The following is a 15,112-nucleotide window of genomic DNA, read 5'->3' as shown; positions in this document are numbered from 1 at the left end:
GGTTGTCCACAGGGCAGCGAACGCAGGTGGCGCCGGACGCCCCACGGTTGAAAGGATGGTCCCCGCATGGTGACCGAGCGTGGTCGCCAGACGGGACTCACACGGGGAGATCGATGACTGCGGACAGGCTCGACGCGCACCGCTCGAGCTGGAGCGGTGCCATCGAGCTGATCGACGCGCAGGTGCGCGACGTGGTGCGCCGGGAAGGCATCGACCCGCTCCGCGACCCGGGCGCGGTGAACTCGATCGTCGCCACGGTCGTCCGGGAGTACGACGAGCGCAGTCTGAGCGGTGTGGTGCCGCCGATCGGCGACCTGGAGGCGGTCAGCCGCGAGGTCCACGACCGGGTCGCGGGCTTCGGGCCGCTGCAGCGTTATCTGGACGACCCGTCCGTCGAGGAGATCTGGATCAACGAGCCCAGCCGGGTGTTCATCGCCCGTGAGGGCCGGCACGAGCTGACCACGACCGTGCTGACGGAGGAAGAGGTCAGCGACCTGGTCGAGCGGATGCTGAAGACGACCGGCCGCCGGATCGACGTCTCGCAGCCGTTCACCGACGCCCGGCTGCCGGACGGAAGCCGCGTCCACATCGTCCTGGGCGGTATCACCCAGCGGTATGCGGCGATCAACATCCGCAAGTTCACCGTCCGCGCGACCCGGCTGACCGACCTGGTCCAGCTCGGTTCGCTGACGCCGCACGCGGCCGCGGTGCTGGAGGCGTCCGTTGCCGTCGGCCTCAATGTGCTGGTCTCCGGCGGCACGCAGGCCGGCAAGACCACGATGCTGAACGCGCTGGCCGGTTCGATCCCCGGCAGCGAGCGGGTGATCAGCTGCGAGGAGGTCTTCGAGATCAAGCTGCCGATCCCCGACTGGGTGTCGATGCAGACCCGGCAGGCCGGTCTCGAAGGCACCGGTGAGGTGCGGCTGCGCGACCTGGTGAAGGAGTCGCTGCGGATGCGGCCGTCCCGGGTGATCGTCGGCGAGGTGCGCGGCGAGGAATGCCTCGATCTGCTGCTCGCGCTGAACAGCGGCCTCCCCGGCATGTGCACGATCCATGCGAACTCGGCGCGTGAGGCGCTGACCAAGATGTGCACGCTGCCGCTGCTGGCGGGCGAGAACATCGGCTCCCGGTTCGTGTTGCCGACGGTGGCCGGCTGCGTCGATATCGTCGTACATCTCGGTATCGCGGCGGACGGGCGCCGACGGGTGCGCGAGATCGTTGCCGTCACCGGACGGCTGGAGGAGCAGGCGATCGAGACCGAGACCCTGTTCAGTACGCGCGACGGGTATCTGCGGCGCGCCGAGGGGCAGTTGCCGCATGCGGAGCGGTTCCAGCAGGCCGGGTACAACGTGGCCGGGCTGCTCACCGAGTTGCCGCGTGGGGCGGCGAGCTGATGGGGCTCCTGATCGGGCTGTTCTTCGGCGTCGGTCTGCTGCTGATCATCGCGGCGTTCGTGGCGCCGATCGAGACCGTGCCCGGCTCGGACGGGCGGCTGCGCGGCAAGAGCCGGGACCTGCTCGCGAGCGCGGGGATCGAAGGTTTGACGCCGGGTGCGTTCATCGGCGCCTGCATTCTCATGGCGCTGGTCGCGTTCCTGCTGATGTTCGCGGTGTCCAAGACATTGCCGGTCGGGGTGGTGTTCGGGCTGATGGCCGGCTGGCTGCCGATCGCGCTGGTGCGGTCGCGGGGCCGCAAGCGGCTGGCCGAGTTCCGTGAGCTGTGGCCGGACGTGGTGGACAACATTGCTTCCGCCGTCCGTGCCGGGCTGTCGTTGTCGGAGGCACTGGCTCAGGTGGGCGAGCGCGGGCCGTTGCCGTTGCGCGACGCGTTCCGGCAGTTCGGTGCGGACTACGCCTCCACCGGCCGGTTCGCCGAGTCGCTGGACCGCTTGAAGGCGCGGCTGGCCGACCCGGTCGGCGACCGCGTGGTCGAAGCGCTGCGGATCGCGCGCGAGGTCGGTGGTGGCGACCTCGGCCGGTTGCTGCGGTCGCTGTCGTCGTTCCTGCGCGACGACGCGCGGACCCGGTCCGAGCTCGAGTCCCGGCAGTCGTGGTCGGTCAACGGCGCACGGGTCGCGGTCGCGGCGCCGTGGCTGGTGCTGCTGTTGCTGTCCTTCCAGGGCGACGTCATCCAGCGGTACAACTCGCCGGTCGGCGCGCTGATCATCGCCGTGGGCGCCGTGATCTGTGTGATCGCGTACCGGGTGATGCTGCGGATCGGCCGGCTGCCCGAGCCCGAGCGGGTGCTGCGATGAGCCCGATGCTGCTCGGTGGTTTCCTCGGCGCGACGCTCGGCGCCGGGCTGCTGCTCGTCGTGCTGCGGTTGCCGTTCCTGCGCAAACCCACGGTGGACGAGCGGATCTCGCCGTACCTGCGGGATCTCGGTGCGCCCGACGTCTTCGTCGGCGTGATCGACTCGCGGTCGCCCTTCTACGCGATCCTGCGGTTGTTCGGTCCGTCGCTGCGGTCCGCGGCGAAGCGGCTGGAGCGGATCCTCGGCGGCGCGAACACGATCCGCCGGCGGTTGCAGCGGGCCGGGCTGGACCGGACGGTCGAGGAGTTCCGGATCGAGCAATTGCTCTGGGGCGCGATCGCCTTCGGTGCCGGGCTGGTGATCTCGGTCGTCGCTGTCGCGGTCGGTCTCGGGGATCCGGTGGCGCTGCTGGTGTTCTGTCTGGTGCTCGGGATCACCGCGATCCTCGGGCGCGACACGTTCCTGACGTCACAGGTCCGGCGGCGTGAGCGGCGCCTGCTGGCCGAGCTTCCGACCGTGGCCGAGCTGCTCGCGTTGTCGGTCGCGGCCGGTGAAGGTCCGGCCGCTGCCCTCGACCGCGTCGCGCGGTCGTCCCGGGGTGAGCTGGCCAACGAGCTGAAACGCGTCCTGGCGGAGACCAGGGCAGGAGAGACATTGGTCCGCGCGCTCGACGCGCTCGCGGACCGCACCGGGTTGCTGGCGCTCTCGCGCTTCGCGGACGGGCTGGCGGTGGCGCTCGAGCGCGGCACCCCGCTGGCCGACGTACTGCGGGCGCAGGCCGGTGACATCCGGGAAGCCGGGCGCCGCGAACTGATCGAGTCCGGTGCCCGGCGCGAGGTCGCGATGATGGTCCCGGTGATCTTCCTGGTCCTTCCGGTGACCATCGCGTTCGCCTTCTACCCGGGCGCTGTCGGAATCCGGCTGATCGCCGGATGAACTGAGGAGAGGTCATGTCCCTATACCTGACGAGGCTGTTCCTGACGTTGCTGCTGAAGCCACGTCCGGCGCGGAAGGAGCGCGGCGACGTACCCGGCTGGGTGCTGATCACCGTGATGACGGCCGGCCTGGTCGTCGCGATCTGGAAACTGGCCGGCGACCAACTCGCCACCATGCTCCGGAACGCCTTGTCCTCGGTCAGCAACAAGTAATGCGCCGGGCCCGCGATGAGCGGGGTTCGGCGGTCGTTGATTTCGTGCTGGTCTCGACGATTCTGTTGCCGTTGTTCCTCGGCATCCTCCAGGTCGGCCTGTTCCTGTACGTGCGCAACACGGTGACGGCCGCGGCCTCCGAGGGTGCGCACTACGCGGCCGTGCTCAACCGGGCACCGGACGACGGTGCGGCACGCACGCGGGAGCTGATCGCGGGTGTCGTCGCGGACCAGTTGGTCGACTCGGTGTCCGCGGAGGAGACCGATATCGACGGGCAGCCCGGCGTCGAGGTGTCCGTTCACGCGCACATGCCACCGCTCGGGCTGTGGGGGCCGGGGATCTCGTTCACCGTCGAGGGACATGCGGTGAAGGAGACCGGCGAGTGAGGCGCCGTCGGGACGAACGCGGGAGCGCCGTCGTGGAGTTCTCGTGGCTGGCGATCCTGCTGATGGTCCCGTTGGTGTACATGATGCTCGGCGTGTTCGACGTACAGCGAGCGTCGTACGGCGCCACCGCGGCGACCCGCGCTGCCGGGCGGGCGTTCGTGATCGTGCCGGACGGGGTGTCCGAGGACGAGGCACGGGCGCGCGCGTTCGACGCCGCGGAGCTGGCAATGAAGGACCAGGGCATGGAGCTCAGCTCGGACGAGCTCACGATCAGTTGCAGTCCGGCCTGTCTGCAGCCGGGCTCGACCGTCACGGTCACCTTGGAAACCAAGGTCCGGCTGCCGCTGATCCCGGATGCGCTCGGCGGCGAACCGCCGGCGATCCGGATCAGCTCCTCGCACACCGAGGCGTTCGGCGACTACCGCCAGGCGAAGGGCACCGGATGATTAGGGGGTATCTGACACCCCCTAGGCGCAGGCGGGGTGAAGAGGGACAGATGACCGTGCTGATCGTCGGGTTCACCGTGGTGATCCTGCTGATGGTCGTCGTGGTTACCGACATCTCGAAGGCGTTCCTGGTCCGTCGTGACCTCGATGCGACCGCGGACGGTGCCGTTCTCGCGGCCGCGAACGGTCTCGCCGCGGTCTACGCCCAGCCCGGCGCGGGCGGCAACGCCACGATCGACCCTGACCAGGCGCGCCGGCTGACCGCGGACTACCTCGACGACGTTGCCGCGGGCAACAGGTTCGACGACCTCGACTGGTCCGTGGACGTCGAGGGTACGACGGTGACGGTGCGGCTCACGTCCACCGCCGACCTCCCGTTCCAGCCGCCCGGCTTCCCGGGCACGGCCGACGTCGCCTCCGAGGCCGCCGCCATCGTCCCGATCCGCTGACCGGAGGCTGTCCGCGCGAACCCTTCTAGGTGAAGAGGCCGGGATTGTCGGTGAGCCAGGTCGTGAAGGTTCGGCCGGTGCGGCCGGTGAGGAGTTCGACGCCGGGCTCGATGGTGGCCGGCGTTCCGACGCGGGACGCCCAGTAGGCCAGCAGAGTTTCGCGCTGACCTTCGTCGCGCATCTGCATCTCGGCGCGAGCCTCGTCAGGGGTGAGGTCGATGGCCTCGATCGGTACGCCGGTGACGTCGGTGACCAGCCCGATCTGGTGCCGCCGCGTCATCGACTCCGGTCCGGTCATCGGGTACCCGCGACCGTCGTGCCCGTTGCCCGGCCCGTCGAGCAGCACACGCACAGCCGCATCGGCGATGTCCTGCTCGTGGATCGGTGCTTCCTCGGCTTCCAGGTACGGCAGCCGGATCTGACCGGTCGCGCGGAACTGGTAGGCCCAGTACTTCGCGTTGCTCATGAACGCGCCGGGCTGCAGCCGAGTGGTCGCGTACGACGCGTCCGCGATCACGTGCTCGGTCTTCGCGTGTGGGTCCTCGGGACCGCCCAGCGACGACAGCGACGAGAGCAGGACGACCTGCTTCACGCCGGCGGCTTCGGCTGCGGCCACGAAAGCGGGCGCTGTGGACGGGGAGGAGTACAGGAAGACCTGGCTGATGTCGCGGAGCGCTTCGGACGGGTCGGCCGGGTCGTAGGCGACGGCCGACGGGAGAGCGGAGGGTTCGCGGCTGGCGACGCGGACGTCCTGTCCGGCCGCGATCAGGCCGGCGGTGACGGCGCGGGCGATCGCGCCGCGGCCGCCGGTGACGAGAACAGTCATTGGTGGTGCTCCAAAATTAGAGTGACTACAATAATGGAATCAGTAAAGCAGATCCGCTAGGGTCGGTGCAATGGAGCTCGGGCGGCGGGAACGCAAGAAGCAGCAGACGCGGCAGGCCATTTCGGACGTGGCCACCGCGCTGTTCCTCGAGCGCGGCTTCGACGCGGTCACGGTCGCCGAGGTGGCGCGGGCCGCGGATGTCGCCGTACAGACGGTGTTCAACCACTTCCCGGCGAAGGAGGACCTGTTCTTCGACGAGCCGGGGTGGTGGACGGGGCCGGCGCGGGCGGTCCGCGAGGCGCCGCCGGAGGCTGATCCGGTGGACGTGCTGGAGGCGCAGTACCTGGCGGGGACGCGTGATCGGCTCGAGGTCGGTCATCTGGCCACCTGGAAGCAGTTCGTGCGCACGATCGAGGGCAGCCCCGCACTGCTCGCCCGGCGCCGGCTGGCCGCCGACGAGCTGGAGACGTCGCTCACGCAGGCCCTCGACGAGCGGTCGCCGGACCACCTACGCAACCGGCTGACTGCGGCCCTGTACGCCGCCGCACAGAAGGTCCTCGAGGAGCAGCTGATGAGCACGCTGCCCGACGACGCGTCACCCGACGAGCTCGACCGCGCACAGACGGCGCTGGAGAACGCGATCGCCGAAGTCTTCGCCGTTCTTCGTCGTGGTCTCGCCTGAGCTAAGCTGCTTAGTTGTGGCTGGACTGGATTTTGACGCGGAGCTGAAGCAGCTCGACGCGACGATGACCTCGATCGAGAAAGTGCTCGATCTTCCTGCGTTGCGCAAGGAGATCGACGAGCTCGGCGAGCAGGTCGCTGCGCCCGATCTCTGGGACGACCAGGCGAACGCGCAGAAGGTGACGTCGCGTCTGTCCAGCCTGCAGTCCGACGTCGAGCGGGTGACCAACCTGCGCGGCCGCCTCGACGACATCGGCGCGCTGGTCGAGCTGGGCCGCGAGGAGAACGACGCGGACAGCCTGGTCGAGGCCGAGAAGGAGATCGGCTCGGTCGCCAAGGCGATCCAGTCCCTCGAGGTCCGCACCCTGCTGTCCGGTGAGTACGACGAGCGCGAGGCGCTGGTGACGATCCGCTCCGGCGCGGGCGGTGTGGATGCGGCCGACTTCGCCGAGATGCTGCAGCGGATGTACCTGCGCTGGGCCGAGCGGCACGGTTACCCGACCGAGGTCTACGACACGTCGTACGCCGAAGAGGCCGGGCTCAAGTCGACCACGTTCGGGGTCAAGGCGCCGTACGCGTACGGCACGCTGAGCGTCGAGTCCGGGACGCACCGGCTGGTGCGGATCTCGCCGTTCGACAACCAGGGCCGCCGGCAGACCTCGTTCGCCGCGGTCGAGGTGGTCCCGGTGCTCGAGCAGACCGACGAGATCGACGTACCGGAGGAAGAACTGCGGATCGACGTGTACCGGTCGTCCGGCCCGGGTGGTCAGAGCGTCAACACGACCGACTCCGCCGTCCGGATCACGCACATCCCGACCGGCACCGTGGTCTCCTGCCAGAACGAGAAGTCGCAGCTGCAGAACAAGGCCAGCGCGATGGTCATCCTGAAGGCCAAGCTGCTCGCGCTGAAGAAGGCCGAGGAGCGAGCCCAGATCGACGCGCTGCGCGGGGACGTGCAGGGCTCGTGGGGCGACCAGATGCGGTCCTACGTCCTGCACCCGTACCAGATGGTGAAGGACCTGCGGACGCAGTTCGAGTCGGGTAACACCTCGGGTGTGTTCGACGGTGAGATCGACGAGTTCATCGAGGCCGGCATCCGCTGGCGCCGTACCGGCCACACGGTTGCCGAACAGAACTGATCTGCAGGCCGACTGCAGTAGTTGCTTCGGCCTCTGCTGCGTCGCGCTGACGTTCAGCAAGTCGGCGGACTTCGCCATCGACAAGTCCGCCGGCGAGGCCTGCCCGAACCTGAGCGACGACTTCCGCTGCACGATCCACAGCACCTTGCGGGACAAGGGTTTCGCGGGCTGCACGGTCTACGACTGCTTCGGCGCCGGCCAGGCGATCTCGCAGCGGATGGGGAAGCCCGGACCGGAGATGTTCGCCGCGCTCCCGATCCTGCGCCAGCTGCACGAGCTGCTCTGGTATCTCACCGAAGCCCTTGAATACAACAAGGATCTGCAGCCGGCGATCGACCGGGTGGAGGCAGTGAGCCGTACGGCGGACCTCACGACCGTCGACGTGGTGGCGGAGCGGGCCATCGTCAACGAGCTGCTGCTCGACACCAGCCGGCTCGTCCGTGGCAAGCAGAGCAAGAAGAAGGAGCGCCGCGGCGCGGACCTCATCGGAGCCCGCCTCCGCGGCGCCGACCTCGCGAAGGCCAACCTGCGCGGCGCGTATCTGATCGGTGCCGACCTGCGCGCCGCTGACCTCCGCCAAGCAGACCTGATCGGCGCCGACCTCCGCGACGCCGACCTGAGCGGCGCTGACCTGACGGGCGCCCTGTTCCTCACCCAGTCTCAAATCAACGCCGCCCGAGGCGACCACACCACAAGACTTCCGAAGGCGGTTACGCGCCCTTCCCACTGGTCCGCAACTGGTGCGTGACTGGCGTCATCAGCAACGAGATTGCGGTGATAGCCAGGGCTACTGCGGCTAGTGCGCCGCCCTGGTCCCAAGAGGTGCCGGCCAGGGCTAGGTACGCCGTACCGACTGTGGCGGCTCCTAGCGCCAGGCAGGTCTGCTGGCTGGTGAGCAGGATGCCGCTGCCGAGTCCTGCCTGGGCTGGTGGGACCTGGCTGAGGACCACGCCCATCAGCGGCACCATGACCAGGCCGGAGCCGAAGCCCGCGATCAGCATCGGTACGGCGAGCTTCAACGGGTTCACGTGCGGCCACAGGGTGAGGGCGACGACCGCGAGTACGGCGTACCCGACGCCCTGAATGATCCAGCCGCGCACGATGAGGCCCGCGCCGTACCGCGCCTGCAGCCGCGGGCCGTAGATCGAGGTGATCAGGAAACCGACAGCCATCGGTAGCAGGCTCAGACCGCCCTCCAGCGGAGACATGCGCGCCTCTCCCTGGGTGGCCAGTGCGAAAACGAACATGAAGCCACCGAACGTGGTGAAGAACGCCACTGCGAGCAGGAGCCCGATCCGCATCGCCTTCAGCCGCAGCACCGTGGGCGGGATCAGTGGAGCCGCACCTGACCGCTCAGACCGGTGCTGGTGTGCACCGAGCAGCACCACGGCCGGAATCGTTGCTGCGAGGCAGAGCCACGTCCAGAGTGGCCAGCCGAGCGGACGGCCCTCGGTGAGCGGCAGAAGCAGGAGGACCAGGGTCAGCGCGAGTAGCGCGGCCCCTACGAGGTCGACGCGCTGTGCCTTGTCTGCCTTGGTTTCCGGGATCAGCCGGATCGCCGCGGCCACGCCCACGATGCCGACCGGCACGTTGACGAGGAACACCGCCCGCCAGCCGAGGTCGAACACGTTTGCCTCGACGAGTACGCCGCCGAGGATCTGCCCGAACGCCGCCGCGGCACCGCCTGCGACGCCGTACATAGCCATCGCGCGGGCGCGGTGCTGGCCGGTCAGCAGGCTGGTGATCGTTGCCAGCACCTGTGGGGTGACCGCGGCACCTGCAGCGCCCTGGACGACCCGTGCGACGAGCAGTACGCCGATGCTCGGGGCGATGGCGCAGACGAGCGACATGATGGTGAAGCCGATCAGGCCGATCAGGAAGAGGCGCTTGCGGCCGAACGTGTCACCGAGGCGACCACCGACCACAAGCAAGGTCGCCACGGCGATCCCGTAGCTGCCGACGACGAGCTGGAGCTCGCCGGACGTGGCCCGCAGATCGGAGCCGATCGCCGGCAGGGCGACGTTGATGACGAAGAAGGAGAGCATCGGCAGGAAGGCGCCGAAGATGAGGGTCGTGAGCGCCACCGGCTTCAGCGGCACCGCAGCGGCCGGCGGCCGAGCGGTGACCGGAGTGGTGGCAGCCTGGAGCTGGTCTGTCATGGCTCAAGCCTGCGCGCGCTCAGAGCCTGGTGGTGAGAGCCTGCTTATCCTATTACTCGCAGCACCTGGCACCAGGTTGCGCCAGTGTCCATGATGGAACCATGACCACTGTCCCAGTAGCCACCGACAGAACCGTCACAGCGCAGCGGCGGGAGCTCGGGGTGTTCCTGCGCAGCCGGAGGGAGCGCATCCGGCCCGACGAGGTCGGGTTCGCCCCGGGCGGCCGCCGCCGTACGCCGGGACTGCGGCGCGAGGAGGTCGCGCTGCTCGCGGGAGTCGGCGTCACCTGGTACACGTGGCTCGAGCAAGGCCGCGACATCAACGTGTCCGCCCAGGTCCTGGACGCGATCGCGACGGCGCTGCGGTTCGACCGGCAGGAGCGCAACCACCTGTACCGGCTGGCCGGGCTCCGGCTCGGCCCGTCGCCGGGGGTGTGTACGGCGCTGCCCTCGTCGGTCCAGAAGACGCTCGACGCGGTCTCGCCGTACCCGGCGCTGGTGCTGAACACGCGGTACGACATCCTCGCGTTCAACGACGCGTACTGCAAAGTGGTCCTCGACCTCAACGAAGTGCCGGTCGAGGAGCGGAACCTGCTCTGGCTGAATTTCGTCTCCGACGGCTGGATGTGCAGCTTCGTCGATGCGGAGATGACCAAGCACCACATGGTCGCGGCGTTCCGCGCAGCGTCCGCGGAGCACGTCGGCGAAGCGCTCTGGCAGGACCTGATCCAGGGCCTGCTCAACAGCTCGCCGCACTTCGCGGAGCTCTGGGAGCGGTACGACGTGGCGGCGCCGAGCACGCGGACGAAGATGCTGGAGATCGACGGCTACGGCATCCTCCGGATCGAGCCGGTCAACCTGTGGCTGTCGCAACTCGGGCCGACCCGGGCGACCGTGTACACCGCGCTGGACGAGGAGACCGAGGGCAAACTCCGGCAGATCGTCGACGCGCCGGCCAAGGGTCCCGCCTGTCGGCCCACTTGACAGGGAGGCCCGGCTGACGGGGCGGGCCAGCCGGACCCTGGCCCCGGCCGCCGGGCAGGGCGGCCGGGGAGCTTTGTCAGGTGACCGGGATGCCCGGGTTGGTCAGTGCCTTCCCGCCGGTCATCGTGTTGCTGCGGTCGACCGTGACCTTGCAACTGGAGGCGTTGTAGTTGGTGATGTTGAACGCGTACCGCCCGCTCCCGGTCGCGCCGGTCAGATCGGACTCGTTGCCGCGGAACACCGTCCCGCAACCCCAGCCGGACTGCTGGGTGTGCGTCTCGTACCCGTTGTTCGTGGTGTTCTTGCCGGTGTTGTTCTCGATCACGTAGTTGTTGCCCTTGACATCGATCCAGCTGTCGTCGTAATTCGCGCCGGTGAGGCCGCGGCCGTCGAAACTGTTGCCGGACACGAGTCCGCCGGTCGTCCCCTCCTTGAGATCGACCGCCTCGCCGCCGACGTCCGGGCCGATCGTGTTGCCGAGGATCTGCACGTGGTCGGACTTGTCCGAGGTGCCGCCCGCGCTGCCGACGTACACGCCCTCGCCCATCCCGCGGCCGTCGTTGCCGGTGTCGTAGATGCGCGAGTTCTTGATCACGCCGTACGTGCTGCTGTTGCGGAAGTGCACGCCTTCCATGTCCAGCCCGTGCACGGTCACGCCGTCGATCGTGACGTGGGTGGCGCTGTCGATCATGATGCCCTTCTGGCCACCGGTCACCGTGATGCCGTTGACATTCCAGTACGACGCGCCGTCGAGGTGCAGGCCGTAGCCGCCACCGGCCTGCAGTACGGCGTTCGACGAGCCGGTCAGCGTGATCGGCGCCGCGGACGTGCCGTCGACCGTGGTCTTGAAGTTGCCGGTGTAGGTGCCGTCGGCAAGCTTGATCGTGTCACCGGGCTTGGCGTCGGTCAGCGCTGCCTTGAGTTCGGCGGCGGTGCTGACGTCGGTGGTGACTGTGGAGGCGGTGCGGTTGCGGATGTGGTCGCGGATCCACACGCCGGCCGGCTTGAGCATCGACGTACCGGTGAAGTCGTCGCCGGCGCAGGTGCCTTCCTTGAAGACCGCGCCGGAGCGGAAGTCGTCGGAGAAGTTCCAGTTCGTCCAGCCGATCTGCTTGCTCTCCAGGAAGTCCAGGTACTTCTGCGACCAGGTGAAGTCGTTGCCGCCGTCACCGGTGTACGTCTGGGTGCCGAATTCCGTGACGAACAAGGGGATCCGGTCCGCGGCGCGGGACAGGGCGTCGAAGTACTCCTGCTGGTGCGACGCGGCGTAGAAGTGGAACGTGTACATCAGGTTGGTCGCGTTCACCGGGTTGTCGATGATGTCGGCCTCGCTGCCGCCGTCGGAGACGCCGAGGGACGCCCAGCCGTGGGTGCCGACGAAGATCACGCCGTCGGGGTCCTTGGCCCGGATCACCGGCACCATCTGCTCGGCGTACGACTTGATGCCGGCCCAGCTGACGCCGTTCGGCTCGTTGGCGATGTCGTAGATGATGTTCTTCTTGTCCTTGTGCCGTTCGGCGATCGCGGTGAAGAACGTTTTCGCCAGACCGAGGTTCGCGTTTGGGTCGCCCGGGTCGAGCTGGTGCCAGTCGACCAGTGCGTACAGGCCGCGCTTGGTCGCCTCTTCGATGTAGGTGTTCACCAGGTTGGTGAACTTCTCCGGGTCGGTCTCGTAACCGTCCTCCTGCACGTACATGGAGATGCGCAGGATGTCGGCTTTCCAGTCGTTCGCCAGCGCGTCCAGCGAGGTGGTCTTGACGCAGTTCGCGTACCACTGCAGGCCGTGCGTGCTCATGCCGCGCAGCTGGACAGGCTCGTTGCGCTCGTTGCAGAGCTTGGTGCCGCAGACGTGCAGCTGGCCGTTGCGGCCGACCGGGGTGTCGTCGGCGACGGCCTGGGCCTGCGTCGGTAACAGGGTCGAAGCGGCCAGCAGTACGCCGGCCAGGAGAGAACGGATCATGAACTTCCTCCGAGGGGGCGTCGGGGAGGATGATTAGGAAGGTTTCCTAACAGTTCAGCAGAACCTAACGGCAGGCGCGGAACGCTGTCAACCGGTCGCGCAAGGTGATCATTTCCGAAGGTTGATAGCGATCACAAGCGATCAGGCCGTGTCTCTGTCCGGCCAGGCTGCCTTGAGGGTCGCGAGCGTGACGGTGATCGCCGGGCGGCGCGAGGTGGTCGTGCGCCAGACGGCGTACAAGCGACGGCTCGGCGCGGGTTGCAGCGGTACGACGACCACGCCGTCGGGGACCGGGCCGCGGCCGAGCCGGGGGAGCAGGCCGATGCCGAGACCGCGGGCGAGCATTGCCAGCTGGGTCTGGTACTCCGCGACGGAGTACGCGACCTCCGGCTCGACGCCCGCGCGGCGCATCGTCCGGATCAGCCACTCGTGGCAGATCGACCCGACCGGCTGGCAGATCCATCGCTCGCCGACGAGATCCTCGGCGCGGACGAACTCCTTGCCTGCCAGGCGATGTGTCGCCGGCACCAGTACGTCGGCGGGGTCGCTGCCGAGCTTCACCCGCGACAAACCCTCAGGCAGACCGAGGGGAGTGTTGTGCCAGTCGTGGACGATCGCGACGTCGATCTCGCCGCGGTTGACGGCGGTCACCGCCTCGAACGGGTCCGTCTCGAGCACCCGGACATCCAGTTGACGGTGATCGTGGACCAGCCGCGCGAGAGCGGGCGGTAACAGCCCGCGCGCCGCGGTCGGGAACGCGGCGATGCTGAGCGTCCCGATCGCCTGACCACGTTGCTCTTCCAGTGTCAGCTCGGCGTCCTCGACCAGCTCGAGAATCCGCGCCGCCGTCGACGCCAACTGCTGGGCCGCGTCGGTCAGCACGATCCCGCGCCCCTGCCGCTCGATCAGCGTCGTCCTGGTCTCCCGCTCCAGCTTCGCCAGTTGCTGCGACACCGCGGACGGCGTGTAACCGAGCGCCTCGGCCGCCCGATTGACCGATCCGTACTGCGCCACCGCGTGCAGCGCCTTGAGCCGCCCCAGATCGATCATGAAGCACTCCTACATCGTTAGCGGTAGAAATCGGTGCTGGTCCTTAAGTGTACTCCGACCAACACTGGACCGTATGAAGCCTCGTGACCTGCTCCTCGCCCTCGCCGTCGTCGTTGTCTGGGGCATCAATTTCGTCGTGATCGAGGTCGGTCTCGAAGGCATGCCGCCACTCCTGCTGTCCGCGCTGCGGTTCTTCTTCGCCGCCGTCCCCGCGATCTTCCTGCTCGGCAAACCACGCGTCGCCTGGCGGTACGTCGTGGGCGTCGGCCTCGCACTCGGTGTGGCGAAGTTCGGGTTGCTGTTCATCGCGATGGATCACGGCGTACCGGCCGGCCTGTCGTCGCTCGTGCTGCAGAGCCAGGTGATCTTCACGGTCCTGTTCGCGATCGCCGTACTGCGGGAGCGCCCGCGGCCCGCCCAGATCATCGGCATCGTCATCGCGTGTGTCGGGATCCTGCTGATCGTCCTCGACCGCAAGCTGTCCGCGCCGCTAGGAGCGCTAGCACTGGTGATCGTCGCGGCCGGGTTCTGGGGTGTGTCCAACACGATCACCCGGTACGCGAAGCCGCCGGACACCTTGCGCTTCATGGTCTGGGTCAGCGCCGTCGCCGTCGTACCGCTGCTGATCCTCTCCCTGCTCACCGAGGGGCCGAAGGCCGACGCCGACGCGATCCGCGCGATCGACCTGAGCGGTATCGGCGCGATCGCGTACCTCGCCTTCGTGGCCACCCTGTTCGGGTTCGGCGTCTGGGGCTACCTGCTCCGGCAGTACGACGCCAGCACGGTCGCACCGTTCTCGCTGCTGGTGCCGGTCGTGGGCATGTCCGCCGCGTGGGTCCTGCGCGGTGAGACGGTCGGCCTTCAGCAGGCGATCGCGGCGGTGCTGGTGATCGGCGGCATGGCCTGCACGGTCATCCGGCGCCGGACCCCGCGGGCTCCGCAGACCACGGAGTCCGGCGTCTTGGTGAAGTCAGGCGCGTGAGCTGACCATCGGGGGCATCTGCCAACCGCGCGCGAGTGAAGAGGGGTACGCCGGAGCGCCGCCCGCGAAGTACTCGGTGAACTTCATGATCAGCGGATCCCAGCGCAGCGGGTCGATGTACCGGTCGTTGCTCATCAGCAGGTCCTCGCGCACCCGGACCCGCTCGACCTTCATCTCCAACGAGCACAGATGCGAATCAGGCCCGCCGATCTCGTGGATCGTCTCGATCCGGCCCTCGAGGTTGATCGGGCTCTCCTGGACGGAATCCAGGCTGGACAGCTCGCTCGGCTCGCGGGTCAGCCCGCCGGCGGCGAACTTGTCCGGTACGTACCGGTACCCGCGCGCCCGCTTCGACTCCGACATCTCCTCCGACCCGGTCAGCAGCGCGATCCGGTCGAGCGCCGCGACCATGTCCGGGTCGACCAGGTTCAGCACGATCTCCGGCCGCTCGACGAGATTCTTCACGGTCTGCGCGCTCGTCCCCATCCCGAGCATCGCGGTGTATCCGAGCCACCAGGCGGACGACATCGGAGCGAGGTTCGTGGTGCCGTCGGGGTTGGCGGAGCTGATCAGGACTACCGGAGTACCGAAGTACAGGACCTTGGGCTCGACTGTGCGTTTCATGCGAATGAAACGGGGATAGGCCAGGA

General features: G+C 68.4%; 17 protein-coding genes. 12 read left to right on the top strand and 5 right to left on the bottom strand.

The window, feature by feature from the left end; genetic code table 11:
- Nucleotides 1-113 precede the first annotated feature (113 nt).
- Genes E0H45_RS41225 through E0H45_RS41195 form a run of 7 tightly spaced genes read left to right on the top strand, consistent with a single transcriptional unit; the run spans nucleotide 114 to nucleotide 4,682 of the window.
- A complete protein-coding gene (locus E0H45_RS41225) occupies nucleotides 114-1,394 on the top strand; it encodes a TadA family conjugal transfer-associated ATPase (protein ID WP_131348054.1) in 1,281 nt (426 codons plus the stop codon).
- Nucleotides 1,394-2,254, top strand: coding sequence for a type II secretion system F family protein (locus E0H45_RS41220; protein ID WP_131348051.1), 861 nt, complete (start codon nucleotides 1,394-1,396; stop codon nucleotides 2,252-2,254). Before E0H45_RS41225 ends, E0H45_RS41220 begins: the two co-directional genes overlap by 1 nt.
- Entirely contained in the window at nucleotides 2,251-3,189 is a 939-nt protein-coding gene (locus E0H45_RS41215) for a type II secretion system F family protein (RefSeq protein ID WP_131348049.1), read from the top strand. The genes E0H45_RS41220 and E0H45_RS41215 overlap by 4 nt, the downstream gene beginning before the upstream one ends.
- Before the next feature lie 14 nt (nucleotides 3,190-3,203).
- Nucleotides 3,204-3,401 (top strand): hypothetical protein, encoded by a 198-nt coding sequence (locus tag E0H45_RS41210; protein ID WP_131348047.1) that lies wholly within the window; start codon nucleotides 3,204-3,206, stop codon nucleotides 3,399-3,401.
- Nucleotides 3,401-3,787 carry a TadE/TadG family type IV pilus assembly protein gene (locus E0H45_RS41205; protein WP_131348045.1) on the top strand — a complete coding sequence of 129 codons (387 nt, stop codon included), beginning with the start codon at nucleotides 3,401-3,403 and terminating at the stop codon, nucleotides 3,785-3,787. The genes E0H45_RS41210 and E0H45_RS41205 overlap by 1 nt, the downstream gene beginning before the upstream one ends.
- Entirely contained in the window at nucleotides 3,784-4,233 is a 450-nt protein-coding gene (locus E0H45_RS41200) for a TadE/TadG family type IV pilus assembly protein (RefSeq protein ID WP_131348043.1), read from the top strand. The genes E0H45_RS41205 and E0H45_RS41200 overlap by 4 nt, the downstream gene beginning before the upstream one ends.
- A gap of 50 nt (nucleotides 4,234-4,283) precedes the next feature.
- The gene (locus E0H45_RS41195) at nucleotides 4,284-4,682 is read left to right on the top strand and encodes a pilus assembly protein TadG-related protein (RefSeq protein WP_131348041.1); all 399 of its coding nucleotides are present in this window, start codon (nucleotides 4,284-4,286) and stop codon (nucleotides 4,680-4,682) included.
- A gap of 25 nt (nucleotides 4,683-4,707) precedes the next feature.
- Here the strand turns inward: E0H45_RS41195 and E0H45_RS41190 are convergent, their stop codons facing one another.
- A complete protein-coding gene (locus tag E0H45_RS41190; protein WP_131348039.1) occupies nucleotides 4,708-5,508 on the bottom strand; it encodes a Rossmann-fold NAD(P)-binding domain-containing protein in 801 nt (266 codons plus the stop codon).
- A 70-nt stretch (nucleotides 5,509-5,578) separates the two neighbouring features.
- Here E0H45_RS41190 and E0H45_RS41185 point away from each other — a divergent pair, with 70 nt between their 5' ends.
- From E0H45_RS41185 to E0H45_RS41175, 3 genes are read left to right on the top strand one after another with little or no spacing between them, the layout of a single operon-like run.
- Complete coding sequence (locus E0H45_RS41185; RefSeq protein ID WP_131348037.1) at nucleotides 5,579-6,190, top strand: TetR/AcrR family transcriptional regulator; 612 nt, start codon at nucleotides 5,579-5,581, stop codon at nucleotides 6,188-6,190.
- A 16-nt stretch (nucleotides 6,191-6,206) separates the two neighbouring features.
- Complete coding sequence (gene prfB, locus E0H45_RS41180) at nucleotides 6,207-7,328, top strand: peptide chain release factor 2 (RefSeq protein WP_131348035.1); 1,122 nt, start codon at nucleotides 6,207-6,209, stop codon at nucleotides 7,326-7,328.
- Nucleotides 7,312-8,076, top strand: a complete 765-nt coding sequence (locus E0H45_RS41175) for a pentapeptide repeat-containing protein (RefSeq protein WP_131348033.1) — start codon at nucleotides 7,312-7,314, stop codon at nucleotides 8,074-8,076. The genes prfB and E0H45_RS41175 overlap by 17 nt, the downstream gene beginning before the upstream one ends.
- Here E0H45_RS41175 and E0H45_RS41170 read toward each other — a convergent pair.
- Nucleotides 8,039-9,487: an MFS transporter gene (locus E0H45_RS41170; protein ID WP_131348031.1), complete on the bottom strand. Its 1,449-nt coding sequence runs from the start codon at nucleotides 9,485-9,487 to the stop codon at nucleotides 8,039-8,041. The two genes, E0H45_RS41175 and E0H45_RS41170, sit on opposite strands and share 38 nt — an antisense overlap.
- A 101-nt stretch (nucleotides 9,488-9,588) precedes the next feature.
- Between E0H45_RS41170 and E0H45_RS41165 the strand changes: the two genes are divergently transcribed.
- Nucleotides 9,589-10,470 carry a helix-turn-helix transcriptional regulator gene (locus E0H45_RS41165; RefSeq protein WP_131348029.1) on the top strand — a complete coding sequence of 294 codons (882 nt, stop codon included), beginning with the start codon at nucleotides 9,589-9,591 and terminating at the stop codon, nucleotides 10,468-10,470.
- Nucleotides 10,471-10,546: 76 nt separating this feature from the next.
- Here E0H45_RS41165 and E0H45_RS41160 read toward each other — a convergent pair whose 3' ends face one another.
- Nucleotides 10,547-12,430, bottom strand: coding sequence for a cellulase family glycosylhydrolase (locus E0H45_RS41160; RefSeq protein ID WP_131348027.1), 1,884 nt, complete (start codon nucleotides 12,428-12,430; stop codon nucleotides 10,547-10,549).
- A 141-nt stretch (nucleotides 12,431-12,571) separates the two neighbouring features.
- Nucleotides 12,572-13,480 (bottom strand): LysR family transcriptional regulator, encoded by a 909-nt coding sequence (locus E0H45_RS41155; protein ID WP_131348025.1) that lies wholly within the window; start codon nucleotides 13,478-13,480, stop codon nucleotides 12,572-12,574.
- Between the two features lie 73 nt (nucleotides 13,481-13,553).
- On the opposite strand from E0H45_RS41155, the gene E0H45_RS41150 reads away from it, so the two are divergent.
- Nucleotides 13,554-14,462, top strand: a complete 909-nt coding sequence (locus tag E0H45_RS41150) for an EamA family transporter (RefSeq protein ID WP_131348023.1) — start codon at nucleotides 13,554-13,556, stop codon at nucleotides 14,460-14,462.
- Here the strand turns inward: E0H45_RS41150 and E0H45_RS41145 are convergent.
- Nucleotides 14,451-15,086, bottom strand: a complete 636-nt coding sequence (locus E0H45_RS41145; RefSeq protein ID WP_131348021.1) for a flavin reductase family protein — start codon at nucleotides 15,084-15,086, stop codon at nucleotides 14,451-14,453. The two genes, E0H45_RS41150 and E0H45_RS41145, sit on opposite strands and share 12 nt — an antisense overlap.
- Between the last annotated feature and the right edge of the window lie 26 nt (nucleotides 15,087-15,112).

It is taken from the genome of Kribbella soli, from assembly GCF_004331345.1.
Taxonomy (GTDB): domain Bacteria; phylum Actinomycetota; class Actinomycetes; order Propionibacteriales; family Kribbellaceae; genus Kribbella; species Kribbella soli.
The sequence above is the reverse complement of the archived record's forward strand: the minus strand, read 5'-3'. Positions and strand labels throughout refer to the sequence as shown.

What these genes read in the sequence shown, in the direction of transcription:
- E0H45_RS41225 (WP_131348054.1), top strand. Translation starts at nt 114, where the DNA reads ATGACTGCGGACAGGCTCGACGCGCACCGCTCGAGCTGGAGCGGTGCC.
- E0H45_RS41220 (WP_131348051.1), top strand. Translation starts at nt 1,394, where the DNA reads ATGGGGCTCCTGATCGGGCTGTTCTTCGGCGTCGGTCTGCTGCTGATC.
- E0H45_RS41215 (WP_131348049.1), top strand. Translation starts at nt 2,251, where the DNA reads ATGAGCCCGATGCTGCTCGGTGGTTTCCTCGGCGCGACGCTCGGCGCC.
- E0H45_RS41210 (WP_131348047.1), top strand. Translation starts at nt 3,204, where the DNA reads ATGTCCCTATACCTGACGAGGCTGTTCCTGACGTTGCTGCTGAAGCCA.
- E0H45_RS41205 (WP_131348045.1), top strand. Translation starts at nt 3,401, where the DNA reads ATGCGCCGGGCCCGCGATGAGCGGGGTTCGGCGGTCGTTGATTTCGTG.
- E0H45_RS41195 (WP_131348041.1), top strand. Translation starts at nt 4,284, where the DNA reads ATGACCGTGCTGATCGTCGGGTTCACCGTGGTGATCCTGCTGATGGTC.
- E0H45_RS41190 (WP_131348039.1), bottom strand. Translation starts at nt 5,508, where the DNA reads ATGACTGTTCTCGTCACCGGCGGCCGCGGCGCGATCGCCCGCGCCGTC.
- E0H45_RS41185 (WP_131348037.1), top strand. Translation starts at nt 5,579, where the DNA reads ATGGAGCTCGGGCGGCGGGAACGCAAGAAGCAGCAGACGCGGCAGGCC.
- E0H45_RS41170 (WP_131348031.1), bottom strand. Translation starts at nt 9,487, where the DNA reads ATGACAGACCAGCTCCAGGCTGCCACCACTCCGGTCACCGCTCGGCCG.
- E0H45_RS41165 (WP_131348029.1), top strand. Translation starts at nt 9,589, where the DNA reads ATGACCACTGTCCCAGTAGCCACCGACAGAACCGTCACAGCGCAGCGG.
- E0H45_RS41160 (WP_131348027.1), bottom strand. Translation starts at nt 12,430, where the DNA reads ATGATCCGTTCTCTCCTGGCCGGCGTACTGCTGGCCGCTTCGACCCTG.
- E0H45_RS41155 (WP_131348025.1), bottom strand. Translation starts at nt 13,480, where the DNA reads ATGATCGATCTGGGGCGGCTCAAGGCGCTGCACGCGGTGGCGCAGTAC.
- E0H45_RS41150 (WP_131348023.1), top strand. Translation starts at nt 13,554, where the DNA reads ATGAAGCCTCGTGACCTGCTCCTCGCCCTCGCCGTCGTCGTTGTCTGG.
- E0H45_RS41145 (WP_131348021.1), bottom strand. Translation starts at nt 15,086, where the DNA reads ATGAAACGCACAGTCGAGCCCAAGGTCCTGTACTTCGGTACTCCGGTA.